Origin of the sequence: Pseudomonas sp. yb_2, from assembly GCF_043103905.1 — a bacterium.
Taxonomy (GTDB): Bacteria; Pseudomonadota; Gammaproteobacteria; order Pseudomonadales; family Pseudomonadaceae; genus Aquipseudomonas; species Aquipseudomonas alloputida.
Genome location: NZ_JBICKH010000052.1, coordinates 119,444 through 132,548 on the forward strand (window position 1 = coordinate 119,444; position 13,105 = coordinate 132,548).

11 protein-coding genes are annotated in these 13,105 nt (G+C 62.5%); 5 read left to right on the top strand and 6 right to left on the bottom strand.

Going from position 1 to position 13,105, the window contains the following annotated elements:
• Window positions 1–35: 35 nt before the first annotated feature.
• From acnD to ACF8FB_RS12505, 4 genes are all read right to left on the bottom strand, one after another.
• Window positions 36–2,624: a Fe/S-dependent 2-methylisocitrate dehydratase AcnD gene (acnD, locus tag ACF8FB_RS12490; protein WP_010953299.1), complete on the bottom strand. Its 2,589-nt coding sequence runs from the start codon at window positions 2,622–2,624 to the stop codon at window positions 36–38.
• A gap of 162 nt (window positions 2,625–2,786) precedes the next feature.
• Entirely contained in the window at window positions 2,787–3,914 is a 1,128-nt protein-coding gene (gene prpC / locus ACF8FB_RS12495; RefSeq protein WP_003250313.1) for a 2-methylcitrate synthase, read from the bottom strand.
• Between the two features lie 60 nt (window positions 3,915–3,974).
• Window positions 3,975–4,865, bottom strand: a complete 891-nt coding sequence (gene prpB, locus ACF8FB_RS12500) for a methylisocitrate lyase (protein WP_012053054.1) — start codon at window positions 4,863–4,865, stop codon at window positions 3,975–3,977.
• Window positions 4,862–5,578, bottom strand: coding sequence for a GntR family transcriptional regulator (locus ACF8FB_RS12505; RefSeq protein ID WP_003250308.1), 717 nt, complete (start codon window positions 5,576–5,578; stop codon window positions 4,862–4,864). Before ACF8FB_RS12505 ends, prpB begins: the two co-directional genes overlap by 4 nt.
• 306 nt (window positions 5,579–5,884) lie before the next feature.
• Between ACF8FB_RS12505 and ACF8FB_RS12510 the strand changes: the two genes are divergently transcribed.
• The 5 genes from ACF8FB_RS12510 to ACF8FB_RS12530 all read left to right on the top strand — a co-directional run bounded on the left by ACF8FB_RS12510 (window position 5,885) and on the right by ACF8FB_RS12530 (window position 11,306).
• Window positions 5,885–6,421, top strand: a complete 537-nt coding sequence (locus ACF8FB_RS12510; RefSeq protein WP_010953297.1) for an ATP-dependent zinc protease — start codon at window positions 5,885–5,887, stop codon at window positions 6,419–6,421.
• A 5-nt stretch (window positions 6,422–6,426) separates the two neighbouring features.
• On the top strand, window positions 6,427–7,962 hold the full coding sequence (locus ACF8FB_RS12515) for an inactive transglutaminase family protein (RefSeq protein ID WP_180689594.1): 1,536 nt from the start codon (window positions 6,427–6,429) through the stop codon (window positions 7,960–7,962).
• The gene (locus ACF8FB_RS12520; RefSeq protein ID WP_010953295.1) at window positions 7,962–8,942 is read left to right on the top strand and encodes an alpha-L-glutamate ligase-like protein; all 981 of its coding nucleotides are present in this window, start codon (window positions 7,962–7,964) and stop codon (window positions 8,940–8,942) included. Before ACF8FB_RS12515 ends, ACF8FB_RS12520 begins: the two co-directional genes overlap by 1 nt.
• 208 nt (window positions 8,943–9,150) lie before the next feature.
• A complete protein-coding gene (gene pabB / locus ACF8FB_RS12525; RefSeq protein WP_010953294.1) occupies window positions 9,151–10,491 on the top strand; it encodes an aminodeoxychorismate synthase component I in 1,341 nt (446 codons plus the stop codon).
• 80 nt (window positions 10,492–10,571) lie between these two features.
• Window positions 10,572–11,306, top strand: a complete 735-nt coding sequence (locus ACF8FB_RS12530; protein WP_003250299.1) for a phosphoadenylyl-sulfate reductase — start codon at window positions 10,572–10,574, stop codon at window positions 11,304–11,306.
• A 169-nt stretch (window positions 11,307–11,475) separates the two neighbouring features.
• Here the strand turns inward: ACF8FB_RS12530 and cysB are convergent, their stop codons facing one another.
• Both cysB and ACF8FB_RS12540 read right to left on the bottom strand, forming a co-directional pair.
• Window positions 11,476–12,450: an HTH-type transcriptional regulator CysB gene (cysB, locus tag ACF8FB_RS12535; RefSeq protein WP_392510360.1), complete on the bottom strand. Its 975-nt coding sequence runs from the start codon at window positions 12,448–12,450 to the stop codon at window positions 11,476–11,478.
• Window positions 12,451–12,578: 128 nt separating this feature from the next.
• Complete coding sequence (locus ACF8FB_RS12540) at window positions 12,579–13,076, bottom strand: universal stress protein (protein WP_003250295.1); 498 nt, start codon at window positions 13,074–13,076, stop codon at window positions 12,579–12,581.
• Between the last annotated feature and the right edge of the window lie 29 nt (window positions 13,077–13,105).

Below are 13,105 nucleotides of genomic sequence, written 5' to 3' on the forward strand. Positions count from 1 at the left end.
TACCCTGGGGCCGCTTTGCGGCCCCCGATTCATGCTCAGGCGGTCGCTTCGAGGAAGTCCTGGGCAAAGCGCTGCAGCACCCCGCCCGCTTCGTAGATCGACACTTCCTCGGCGGTGTCCAGACGGCAGGTCACCGGTACTTCCAGGCACTCGCCATTGGCACGGGTAACCACCAGGGTCAGGGTCGCCCGTGGCGTACGCGCACCCAGCACGTCATAGGTTTCGCTGCCATCCAGGCCCAGGGTCTTGCGGTCGGTGCCCGGCTTGAACTCCAGCGGCAGCACGCCCATGCCTACCAGGTTGGTGCGGTGAATACGCTCGAAGCCTTCGGCCACGATCGCCTCGACACCGGCCAGACGCACGCCCTTGGCCGCCCAGTCACGGGACGAACCCTGACCGTAGTCGGCACCGGCGACAATGATCAGCGGCTGCTTGCGCTGCATGTAGGTCTCGATCGCCTCCCACATGCGGGTAACCTTGCCTTCCGGCTCGATACGCGCCAGCGAGCCCTGTTTCACGCTGCCATCGTCGTTGCGCACCATTTCGTTGAACAGCTTGGGGTTGGCGAAGGTGGCGCGCTGGGCCGTCAGGTGGTCACCCCGGTGAGTGGCGTAGGAGTTGAAGTCTTCTTCCGGCAGGCCCATTTTCGCCAGGTACTCACCCGCAGCGCTGTCGAGCATGATGGCGTTGGACGGCGACAGGTGGTCGGTGGTGATGTTGTCCGGCAGCACCGCCAGGGGACGCATGCCGCGCAGGGTGCGCTCGCCGGCCAGGGCACCTTCCCAGTAGGGAGGGCGGCGGATGTAGGTGCTCATCGGGCGCCAATCATACAGCGGCGCAACTTTCGGCCCGCGGTCTTCCTCGATGGCGAACATCGGGATGTAGACCTTGCGGAACTGCTCCGGCTTGACCGCTGCACGCACCACCGCATCGATTTCTTCGTCGCTGGGCCAGATGTCCTTGAGGCGGATTTCCTTGCCATCGACCACGCCCAGCACATCCTTCTCGATGTCGAAACGAATGGTACCGGCAATGGCATACGCCACCACCAGCGGTGGCGAGGCCAGGAAGGCCTGCTTGGCGTACGGGTGGATACGCCCGTCGAAGTTGCGGTTACCCGACAACACGGCAGTGGCGTACAGGTCGCGGTCGATGATTTCTTGCTGGATCACCGGGTCCAGGGCGCCGGACATACCGTTGCAGGTGGTGCAGGCAAAGGCGACGATGCCAAAGCCAAGTTGCTCCAACTCCTTCTCCAGCCCTGCTTCCTCCAGGTACAGCTGCACGGCCTTGGAGCCGGGAGCCAGCGACGACTTGACCCACGGCTTGCGGGTCAGGCCCAGCTTGTTGGCATTGCGCGCAATCAGGCCTGCGGCAATCACGTTGCGCGGGTTGCTGGTGTTGGTGCAACTGGTGATGGCAGCGATGATCACCGCACCGTCCGGCATCTGCCCCGGCACCTCTTCCCAGCTGCCGGCGATGCCTTTGGCCGCCAGGTCGCTGGTGGCGACGCGGGCATGCGGGTTGGACGGGCCGGCCATGTTGCGTACCACGCTCGACAGGTCGAAGCTCAGGGTACGCTCGTAGACCGCGCCGCCCAGGCTGTCAGCCCACAGGCCGGTGGCCTTGGCGTAGGTTTCCACAAGCTTGACCTGCTGCTCTTCACGGCCGGTCAGGCGCAGGTAGTCGATGGTCTGCTGGTCGATGGCGAACATCGCCGCCGTGGCGCCGTATTCCGGGGCCATGTTGGAAATGGTGGCGCGGTCGCCCAAGGTCAGGGCGCGGGCACCCTCGCCATGGAACTCCAGGTAAGCGCCGACCACTTTCTGCTTGCGCAGGAATTCGGTCAAGGCCAGTACCAGGTCGGTGGCAGTGATGTTCGGGGCCAGCTTGCCAGTCAGCTCGACGCCGACGATTTCCGGCAGACGCATCCAGGAGGCGCGGCCGAGCATCACGTTTTCGGCTTCCAGGCCGCCTACGCCGATGGCGATCACACCCAGTGCATCGACATGCGGCGTGTGGCTGTCGGTGCCGACGCAGGTGTCCGGGTAGGCGACACCGCGGTCGCTGTGGACCACCGGTGACATCTTCTCCAGGTTGATCTGGTGCATGATGCCGTTGCCCGGCTGGATCACGTCGACGTTCTTGAACGCCTTCTTGGTCCAGTTGATGAAGTGGAAGCGGTCTTCGTTGCGGCGATCTTCGATGGCGCGGTTCTTTTCGAAGGCCTGCGGGTCGAAACCACCGCACTCGACGGCCAGCGAGTGGTCGACGATCAGTTGCACCGGCACCACCGGGTTGACCTGGGCCGGGTCGCCGCCTTTGTCGGCAATGGCGTCACGCAGGCCGGCAAGGTCGACCAGCGCAGTCTGGCCAAGGATGTCATGGCACACCACGCGGGCCGGGAACCACGGGAAGTCGAGGTCGCGCTTGCGTTCGATCAGCTGGCTCAGCGAGGCGTCGAGCGTAGCAGGGTCGCAGCGGCGCACCAGGTTCTCGGCGAGCACGCGGGACGTGTAAGGCAAGCCGTCGTAGGCGCCGGGCTTGATCGCCTCGACCGCCGCGCGGGCATCGAAGTAGTCCAGGTCGGTGCCTGGCAGGTGCTTGCGGTATGCAGTGTTCATCATGGAATCAGGCTCGGTCACAGGATTCGGAAGGTTTCACCGTACCTGTGGGAGCGGGCGTGCCCGCGAATGCGTCAGCAGGTGCACAGTGGTTGCAAGGCCGGGTGCATTCGCGGGCACGCCCGCTCCCTCAAGGGAAACGGGTTGCCTCTCTATAGCTATTCAGCGCTGCTCGATCGGCACGAACTGGCGCTGTTCGACGCCGACATACTCGGCGCTCGGGCGGATGATGCGGTTGTTGGCGCGCTGCTCGAAGACGTGCGCCGCCCAGCCGGTCAGCCGCGAGCAGACGAAGATCGGGGTGAACAGCTTGGTCGGAATGCCCATGAAGTGGTACGCCGAGGCATGGTAGAAGTCGGCGTTGGGGAACAGGCGCTTCTGCTCCCACATGGTCTTGTCGATGGCTTCGGACACCGGGTACAGCACCTTGTCACCCACTTCGTCAGCCAGCTGCTTCGACCAGCCCTTGATCACCTCGTTGCGCGGGTCGGACTCTTTGTAGATGGCATGGCCAAAGCCCATGATCTTGTCTTTGCGCTCGAGCATGCGCAGGAGTTCGGCGGTGGCTTCCTGCGGGCTCTGGAAGCGTTCGATCAGTTCCATCGCAGCCTCGTTGGCACCGCCGTGCAGCGGGCCACGCAGCGAGCCGATGGCTGCGGTAACGCAGGAGTACAAGTCAGACAGGGTCGAGGCGCAGACGCGGGCAGTGAAGGTCGAGGCGTTGAATTCGTGTTCAGCGTAGAGAATCAGCGACACGTTCATGACCTTGACGTGCAGCTCGCTCGGCTTCTTGCCGTGCAGCAGGTGCAGGAAGTGGCCACCCAAGGTGTCTTCATCAGTGGTGCAGTCGATGCGTACGCCATGGTGGGTGAAGCGGTACCAGTAGCACATCACGGCCGGGAACAGCGCCAGCAGGCGGTCGGTCTTGTCGCGCTGGGCTTCGAAGGTCAGTTCTGGTTCGAGGGTGCCCAGTACCGAGCATCCGGTGCGCATGACGTCCATCGGGTGGGCATCGCGCGGGATGCGCTCAAGCACTTCCTTCAAGGCTTGCGGCAGGTCACGCAGGCCCTTGAGCTTGCGCTTGTAGTCGGCCAGTTCGGCCTGGGTTGGCAGCTCGCCGTACAGCAGCAGGTAGGCGACTTCTTCGAACTCGGCACCGGCGGCCAGGTCACGCACATCATAACCACGGTAGGTCAGCCCGGCACCGGCCTGGCCCACAGTCGACAGTGCAGTCTGGCCGGCCACCTGGCCACGCAGGCCTGCGCCACTGAGTACTTTTGCTTCGGCCATGGTGTTTCTCCTTTCTTGAATTTGTTATGGATGCTTTCTGGCTAATTCGGACGCTAGCGCTTAGCCCTTCTTCTGGGCAAACAGTGCATCGAGGCTCTGCTCGAAGGCGTGATAACCAATGGCATCGTAAAGCTCCATGCGGGTCTGCATGGTGTCGATCACATTCTTTTGCGTGCCGTCACGGCGCAGCGCGGTATACACGTTCTCGGCTGCTTTGTTCATGGCGCGGAACGCCGACAGCGGGTACAGCACCAACGACACGTCGACCGAGGCCAGCTCTTCGGTTGTGTACAGCGGCGTGGCACCGAACTCGGTGATGTTGGCCAGGATCGGTGCCTTCACCCGATCAGCGAAAGTCTTGTACATCTGCAGTTCGGTGATGGCTTCCGGGAAGATCATGTCGGCGCCCGCTTCGACACACGCCTCGGCACGGTCCAGGGCGGCGTTCAGGCCTTCGACGGCCAGCGCATCGGTACGCGCCATGATCACGAAGCTGTCATCGCTGCGGGCGTCGACGGCAGCTTTGATACGGTCGACCATTTCCTGCTGGCTGACAATTTCCTTGTTGGGGCGGTGGCCACAACGCTTGGCGCCAACCTGGTCCTCGATATGGATGGCGGCAGCGCCGAACTTGCTCATCGAGCGCACGGTACGGGCAACGTTGAAAGCCGAAGCGCCGAAGCCGGTGTCGACATCCACCAGCAGCGGCAGGTCGCACACGTCGGTGATGCGACGCACGTCGGTGAGCACGTCGTCCAGGCCAGTGATGCCCAGGTCTGGCAGGCCCAGGGAGCCGGCAGCCACGCCGCCACCTGACAGGTAGATGGCCTTGAAGCCGGCGCGCTTGGCCAGCAGGGCATGGTTGGCGTTGATGGCGCCAACCACCTGCAGCGGATGCTCAGCGGCAACGGCGTCACGGAAACGCTGACCGGGGGTGCTCTTGACTGTCATTTCTCACCTCGTGTGCTGTTGTTGTGGGCGTCCAGGTAGTGACGCTCGATATTGCGCTTGGACGCGCCGATGTGGCGGCGCATCAGGAGTTCGGCCAGTTCGCCGTCACGGTCGGCGATGGCATCAAGAATGCGATGGTGTTCGGCAAAGGCCTGGCGTGGCCGGTTAGGCGTGGCAGAGAACTGGATACGGTACATGCGCACCAGCTGGTACAGCTCGCCGCAGAGCATCTTGACCAGGGTCTGGTTGCCGCTACCCTGAATAATCCGGTAATGGAAGTCGTAGTCGCCTTCCTGCTGGTAGTAGCCCAGGCCGGCCTGGAACGCGGCATCGCGCTCATGGGTGTCGAGCACCCGGCGCAGTTCGTCGATGTCGGCCTGGCTCATGCGTTCGGCGGCCAGGCGGCAGGCCATGCCTTCCAGCGACTCGCGGATTTCGTACAGCTCGATCAGCTCGGCGTGGTTGAGCGATACCACCCGCGCGCCCACATGCGGCACGCGCACCAGCAGGCGCTGGCCTTCAAGGCGGTGGATAGCCTCGCGTAGCGGCCCGCGGCTGATGCCATAGGTGCGCGCCAACTCCGGCTCGGAAATCTTGCTGCCGGGGGCGATATCACCCTTGACAATGGCCGCCTGGATGCGTCGGAAGACGTTTTCGGAGAGGGTTTCCGTTTCGTCTGTCAGCACCGGGCCGGGGGTGGAAAGGTCCTGCATATTGTCGACACCTTTTAAAAATCTTGGTCAGAAACTAGCGAAACAAGACCTGCAAGTCAAAGACAAAATGAACATTGTCGACAATCGACTAATCGCGAACTATCACCACTTCAACGCTGTCAGATCGCGCACCGCTGGCGTCAAGACGTCGGCGTGATAGAATGCCGCGCCTCCGATGGGGTATGGATAGCCTGTCTGTCATGCATTCGTGCCTGTTGACAGATAAACGAGGAAGCTTGCGCAGTAATTGCCAGTCACCTTGACCTGAACCTTGCCTAGAACCTTGCAATGCACCGCGCCAGGAATATGAGACTTACACCCGTTTTATTGCTGCTATGCCTCACCCTGCTGCCGGCCCTTGGCCAGGCTGCGGGCAAGACCGTGTATGGTCTCAACGAATACGCACATCTGGGCGACCTGGACCTGGAAGTGGCCGCCAAGCTCGACACCGGTGCCAAGACCGCGTCGCTCAGCGCCCGCGACATCAAGAGGTTCAAGCGCAATGGCGAAAGCTGGGTACGCTTCTACCTCGCCATCGATGCGGCCCATTCGCACCCGATCGAACGCCCACTGGCACGCGTCAGCAAGATCAAGCGCCGGGCCGGCGACTATGATGCCGAATCGGGCAAGGCCTACACGGCCCGCCCGGTCATCGAACTCGAAATCTGCATGGGCCAGACCAGGCGCACCATCGAAGTCAACCTCACCGACCGCAGCGCGTTCCAGTTCCCGCTGCTGATCGGTTCCGAGGCACTCAAACACTTCGACGCACTGGTTGACCCAAGCCTTAAATATGCGGCCGGCAAACCTGCCTGTGCCACCGACGCTCCCAAAGCAGAGTAATCCCGATGCGCTCTCTCACCCTCCATCTGAAAGTCCTGATCACCGTGCTGGTGCTATTGGGCGTGGCGGTCACGGCTTATCAGATCTTCGTGCTCGGCATCCCGGTGACCGAGGATGAAACCGACGACCTGTGGAACATCGACGCCAAGGTCGAGTTCGTGGCCAGCAGCAAGGACCCGGTCAAGGTGCAGATGTTCGTGCCACCGCTGAACCGCGACTACGTCAGCCTCAACGAGAGCTTCATCTCCAACAACTACGGGGTCAGCATCAACCGTGCCGACGGCAACCGCAAGGTTACCTGGTCGGCACGTCGCGCCAGTGGCAACCAGACCCTCTACTACCGCCTGGTACTGACCAAGCGCTACAGCAACGAGAAGACCAAGATCAAAGGCCCGACCTTCCGTGACAGCCTGGCCGTCGAAGGCCCCGAGAAGATCGCCGCTGAAGCGCTGATGGCGCCTATACGCCAGCACTCGGCCGACGTCGAGACCTTTGTCAGCGAGACCATCAAGCGGGTCAACAACCTCAACGACGACAACGTCAAGCTGCTGCTGGCTGGCGACACTTCGGCGATGAAGAAGGCCCAGGTCATCGACCTGCTGCTGTCGATCGCCCACGTGCCGATGGAAAAGGTGCACACCATCCGCCTGCTGGCCGACACCCCGCAAACCCCGGAGCTGTGGCTGCGCAGCTTCAACGGCGACGACTGGCTGTACTTCAACCCGGACACCGGTGAGCAAGGCCTGCCGAGCGACCGCCTGCTGTGGTGGACCGGTGACGACAACCTGATCACCGTCGATGGCGGCAAGAAGGCCACCGTCACCTTCAGCATGAACAACAGCGAGATGAACGCCATCCGCCTGGCCAAGCTGACCGACGAGAACACCGACGCCGACTTCCTCGAATACTCGCTGTACGGCCTGCCACTGCAAACCCAGCAAACCTTCATGATCATGGTCATGATCCCGATCGGCGTGCTGGTGATCCTGGTGCTGCGCAACCTGATCGGCATCCAGACCCTGGGCACATTCACCCCGGTGCTGATCGCCCTGGCGTTCCGCGAAACCCAGCTGGGCTTCGGTATCATGCTGTTCACGGTGATCACAGCACTGGGCCTGTCGCTGCGCTCGTACCTGGAACACCTCAAGCTGCAGATGCTGCCACGCCTGTCGGTGGTATTGACCTTCGTCGTGGTGCTGATTGCCGCCATCAGCCTGTTCAGCCACAAGCTGGGCCTTGAACGCGGGCTGTCGGTAGCGCTGTTCCCGATGGTGATCCTGACCATGACCATCGAACGCCTGTCGATCACCTGGGAGGAGCGTGGTGGCGGCCATGCCATGAAAGTGGCCATCGGCACCCTGTTCGCCGCCTCCCTGGCACACCTGCTGATGATGGTGCCGGAGCTGGTGTACTTCGTGTTCACCTTCCCGGCGGTGCTGCTGATCCTGGTGGGCTTCATGCTGGCGATGGGCCGTTATCGCGGCTACCGCCTGACCGAGCTCGTGCGCTTCAAAGCCTTCCTGAACAAGGCAGACACCTGATGTTTGGCCTCATCAAGACGTGGAAAGCCCTGGAGGCCCGGGGCATCATGGGGATCAACCGGCGTAACGCGGACTATGTGCTGAAGTACAACAAGCGCAACCTGTACCCGATCGTCGACGACAAGATCATCACCAAGGAGCGCGCACTGGCGGCCGGCATCCATGTGCCGGAAATGTACGGCATCATCGAGACCGAAAAAGAGATCGAGAAGCTCGACCAGATCATCGGCGGTCGCAGCGATTTCGTCATCAAGCCGGCGCAAGGCGCCGGCGGTGACGGCATCCTGGTAATCGCCGACCGCTTCGAGGATCGCTACCGCACAGTGTCGGGCAAGATCATCAGCCATGAGGAAATCGAGCACCAGATTTCCAGCATCCTCACTGGGCTGTACTCCCTCGGCGGGCACCGCGACCGCGCGCTGATCGAGTACCGCGTGACCCCGGACCAGATATTCAAGAGCATCAGCTACGAAGGTGTACCGGACATCCGCATCATCGTGCTGATGGGCTACCCGGTGATGGCCATGCTGCGCCTGCCGACTCGCCAGTCCGGCGGCAAGGCCAACCTGCACCAGGGCGCCATCGGTGTGGGTGTCGACCTGGCCACCGGCGTGACCCTGCGCGGCACCTGGCTGAACAACATCATCAGCAAGCACCCGGACACCACCAACGCGGTGGACGGCGTACAACTGCCGAACTGGGACGGTTTCATGAAGCTGGCCGCTGGCTGCTATGAACTGTGCGGCCTGGGCTATATCGGCGTGGACATGGTGCTTGACCAGGACAAGGGCCCGCTGATTCTGGAGCTCAACGCCCGCCCGGGGCTGAACATCCAGATTGCCAACGACTGCGGCCTGACTCAGCGCACCCATGCCATCGAGGCGCACATCGAAGCACTGGCCAAGGAGGGTGTGACCGAAGACGCCGAGCAGCGGGTACGGGTAGCACAGGGTCTGTTCGGGCATGTGCCCAACCGCTGAAATACAGGGGCTGCCTTGCAGCCCATTCGCAGCACAAGGTTGCTCTTGCAAGCACTGCAGTTGATTCAAGCGCTTCGCTCGACCTGCAGGAACTGCCTTGTGCTGCGTATTGGCCAAACACAATGTTGAATGTCGTACCCAGCGCTAGGCGCTTTTCCTGCACAGGTCTACAATCGCCCTCCTCGCTTTTACATCGCCGTCCATACTGATGCCGACCTGCACGCTACACCCCCTGCCCTACCAGCCCGACCCTGCCGCCTATTTCGCCCACCTGCGCCAGGCCCCCGGTGCGATCCTGCTCGACAGCGCTCGCCCCGGCGCCGAACGCGGGCGTTTCGACCTGCTCAGCGCCTGGCCGCTGCAACAACTGCAGGCGCAGCCCGATGAAGATGGCCGCGTCTTCCTCCAGCGCCTGCGCGCTGGCCTGGCACAACTGGGCCACGCCGACTTGCCCAACGGTGTAGAGTTGCCCTTCGCCGGGGGCCTGATCGGCTACCTGAGCTACGACTTCGGCCGCCGCCTGGAACACCTGCCAAGCCTGGCCGTGGACGACCTGGGCCTGCCAGACGCACAACTGGGCCTGTATGCCTGGGCACTGGTCAGCGATCACTTGCTCGGCACCAGCCAGCTGGTGTTCCACCCTAGCCTGGCCGGCGACGAGCGCGAACGCCTGATCAGCCTGTTCCAGGACACCAGCGCCACCACCGGCGACTTCCGGCTGCTCGCGCCGATGGCCGGCGACCTGGAGCCGGAGCAATACAAAACCGCTTTCGACCAGGTACAACGCTACATCCAGGCCGGTGACTGCTACCAGATCAACCTCACCCAACGCTTTCGCGCACCCTGCCAAGGCGATCCATGGCGGGCCTACCAGGCCCTGCGCCAGGCCTGCCCGACCCCCTTCTCCGGCTACCAGCAACTGGCCGACGGCAGTACCCTGCTGAGCTTTTCGCCCGAGCGCTTCATCCGCGTCAGCCAGGGCCAGGTGGAAACCCGGCCGATCAAGGGCACCCGCCCACGCGCCAGTGACCCGGCGCAAGACCAGCGTAATGCCCAGGAGCTGCTGCACAGCCCGAAGGACCGCTCGGAAAACCTGATGATCGTCGACCTGCTGCGCAACGACCTGGGGCGCACGTGCGAGATTGGCTCAGTGAAGGTACCGGAACTGTTCAGCCTGGAGAGTTACCCCAACGTGCACCATCTGGTCAGCAGCATCACCGGCCAGCTGGCCAGCGACAAGGATGCGCTGGACCTGATCGGCGACAGCTTCCCTGGCGGCTCGATCACCGGCGCACCGAAGATCCGCGCCATGCAGATCATCGACGAACTGGAGCCCGCGCGCCGCGCGCTGTACTGCGGCTCGCTGCTGTATGTGGATGTGCGCGGCGAAATGGACAGTTCGATCGCCATTCGCAGCTTGCTGATCAAAGATGGCCAGGTCAGTTGCTGGGGCGGCGGCGCGGTGGTAGCCGACTCGCAGTGGCAGGCCGAGTATGAAGAGTCGATCGCCAAAGTGCGGGTGCTGATGCAGACCCTGCAGGGCTTGTGAGCCCATCTAGACCACGATTTTTTTGTTACCATCCCCCTACTACGAGCGCACAGCGCCACAGCCAAGATGGAAACCGCCTGATGAGCCAACCCTTCGACGTCGCCGCCCTGGCCGCGACCTATGCCAACAAGTCCCCGCAGGACATCCTCAAGCTTGCCTTCGAGCACTTCGGTGATGACCTGTGGATCTCCTTCAGCGGCGCCGAGGATGTGGTGCTGGTCGACATGGCCTGGAAGCTGAACAAGCAGGTAAAGGTATTCAGCCTCGACACTGGGCGCCTGCACCCGGAGACCTACCGGTTCATCGACCAGGTACGCGAACAGTACAACCTGCCCATCGAGATCCTCAGCCCCGACCGCGCCAAGCTCGACCCGTTCGTCAAGGAAAAGGGCCTGTTCAGCTTCTACAAGGACGGCCATGGCGAGTGCTGCGGCATTCGCAAGATCGAGCCGCTGCGACGCAAGCTGGCCACCGTCAGCGCCTGGGCCACCGGCCAGCGCCGCGACCAAAGCCCGGGCACCCGCAGCCAGGTGGCGGCACTGGAAATCGACAGCGCCTTTTCCACGCCTGAGCGCACGCTGTACAAGTTCAACCCACTGGCGCAGATGAGCAGTGAAGAGGTATGGGGTTATATCCGCATGCTCGAGCTGCCGTACAACAGCCTGCACGAGCGTGGCTTCATCAGCATTGGCTGCGAGCCATGCACCCGCCCGGTGCTGCCAAACCAGCATGAGCGTGAAGGGCGCTGGTGGTGGGAAGAGTCGACGCAGAAGGAATGCGGGTTGCATGCGGGCAACCTGATCAGCAAGGCTTGAGATAGCTAGGGCGGCCTGTAGGAGCGGGTTTACCCGCGAAGAAGACACCGCGGTGGATGGCACGGGCTTCGCCCGTGTTCGCGGGCAAGCCCGCTCCCACAGGGATCGCGCCAGCTTTTAGACATTGAGCAAGGGCCGTTACTCCCACAGCGGCCCCATCACCCCCGAATCAGTGCACCGGCAGTTCGACGCCTTCGAACAATTCTTCCAGCTCTTGCTTGTTATGGCACTGAATGGCCTTGGCCATCACTTCACGGCTCAGGTGCGGGGCAAACTTCTCGATGAAGTCGCACATGAAGCCGCGCAGGAAGGTGCCACGACGGAAGCCGATCTTGGTGATGCTGGCTTCAAACAGCTCACTGGCATCCAGCGCCACCAAGTCACTGTCGAGCTTGGCGTCCACAGCCATGCCGGCAACGATACCCACGCCCAACCCCAGGCGCACATACGTCTTGATCACGTCGGCGTCAGCCGCGGTGAAGACCACTTTTGGCGTGAGGCCACGGTGATTGAAAGCTTCATCCAGCTTTGAGCGCCCGGTGAAACCGAACACGTAGGTGACGATCGGGTACTCGGCGACGGCTTCCAGGGTCAGTTTCGGCAGCTTGGCCAGCGGGTGCCCCTGCGGCACCACAACGCAACGGTTCCACTTGTAGCACGGCATCATGATCAGGTCGCCGAACAGCTCCAGCGCCTCGGTGGCGATGGCGAAATCGACCGTACCGTCCGCAGCCATCTCGGCAATCTGCATGGGCGAACCCTGATGCATGTGCAGGGACACCTCCGGATACTGCTTGATGAAGCTGCTGATAACCGGCGGCAACGCATAGCGCGCCTGGGTGTGGGTGGTGGCGATGGACAGCGTGCCCTTCTTCTCGTTGGAGAACTCCTGGGCAATCTGCTTGATGCTCTCGACCTTGCGCAGGATTTCGCCTGCGGTATTGATGATGCGCTCACCGGCCGGGGTAACGCGGGTCAGATGCTTGCCGCTGCGGGCAAAGACTTCAACACCCAATTCGTCTTCGAGCAGGCGGATCTGCTTGCTGATACCTGGCTGGGAGGTATACAGGCTCTGCGCCGTCGCGGAGACGTTGAGGTCATGGTGCGCCACTTCCCAGATGTAGCGCAGTTGTTGAAGCTTCATAGGTTTCCCTCGGTTCAGCGGTGAGTCCGCGGCAGCAGGCAGCGACGATATATAACTATATTAGTGGTTCTGGAAATAAATCTAGAACTATTTTGTTACATGCCCGCGGAAATGGACTGCACCTATCTTCACGTTTTCCTACGCCCCAGATGCTGCGCCAAGGGCACCATGTACACCGGCACCGGCGACAGCTGCAGCAGCCGCACCGCCGTGCGCCCCAGCGGTACATCCACCCCGGCACCGGCACTGTGGCTACCAAATATCAACAGGTCGACGCTTAGCCGCTGGGCCTGGTCGAGAATCACCTGCGCCGGGTCGCCCTGCCGCACACGCACGGCCTTGATCACCGCCAGGTCAGCCTCTTCGCCCAACTCGTCGCGAAAGTTTTCCAGTACACGCTGCTCTATGTTCGCCATCACCGTGTTCACCCCCTGGCTGTGCAATTGATCGAGCGTCTGCTCATCGAGGTAGCTTTGCAGGAGGGATTCGGCGAACTGGCCCATCGGCTCGACCGCGTGGATCACATACAACTCGGCACCGAACGTGCGCGCCAGGGCCAGCGCATGTTGCATCACGAAAGGGGCGTAGACACCGAGGTCGGTGGCGTACAGCATGGAGCGGATCATTCGACCTCCTCGACTGCCGCAGCGGCAGA

What these genes read in the sequence shown, in the direction of transcription:
- cysB (WP_392510360.1), bottom strand. Translation starts at nt 12,450, where the DNA reads ATGAAGCTTCAACAACTGCGCTACATCTGGGAAGTGGCGCACCATGAC.
- acnD (WP_010953299.1), bottom strand. Translation starts at nt 2,624, where the DNA reads ATGAACACTGCATACCGCAAGCACCTGCCAGGCACCGACCTGGACTAC.
- ACF8FB_RS12515 (WP_180689594.1), top strand. Translation starts at nt 6,427, where the DNA reads ATGCGCTCTCTCACCCTCCATCTGAAAGTCCTGATCACCGTGCTGGTG.
- prpB (WP_012053054.1), bottom strand. Translation starts at nt 4,865, where the DNA reads ATGACAGTCAAGAGCACCCCCGGTCAGCGTTTCCGTGACGCCGTTGCC.
- pabB (WP_010953294.1), top strand. Translation starts at nt 9,151, where the DNA reads ATGCCGACCTGCACGCTACACCCCCTGCCCTACCAGCCCGACCCTGCC.
- prpC (WP_003250313.1), bottom strand. Translation starts at nt 3,914, where the DNA reads ATGGCCGAAGCAAAAGTACTCAGTGGCGCAGGCCTGCGTGGCCAGGTG.
- ACF8FB_RS12540 (WP_003250295.1), bottom strand. Translation starts at nt 13,076, where the DNA reads ATGATCCGCTCCATGCTGTACGCCACCGACCTCGGTGTCTACGCCCCT.
- ACF8FB_RS12530 (WP_003250299.1), top strand. Translation starts at nt 10,572, where the DNA reads ATGAGCCAACCCTTCGACGTCGCCGCCCTGGCCGCGACCTATGCCAAC.
- ACF8FB_RS12520 (WP_010953295.1), top strand. Translation starts at nt 7,962, where the DNA reads ATGTTTGGCCTCATCAAGACGTGGAAAGCCCTGGAGGCCCGGGGCATC.
- ACF8FB_RS12505 (WP_003250308.1), bottom strand. Translation starts at nt 5,578, where the DNA reads ATGCAGGACCTTTCCACCCCCGGCCCGGTGCTGACAGACGAAACGGAA.
- ACF8FB_RS12510 (WP_010953297.1), top strand. Translation starts at nt 5,885, where the DNA reads ATGAGACTTACACCCGTTTTATTGCTGCTATGCCTCACCCTGCTGCCG.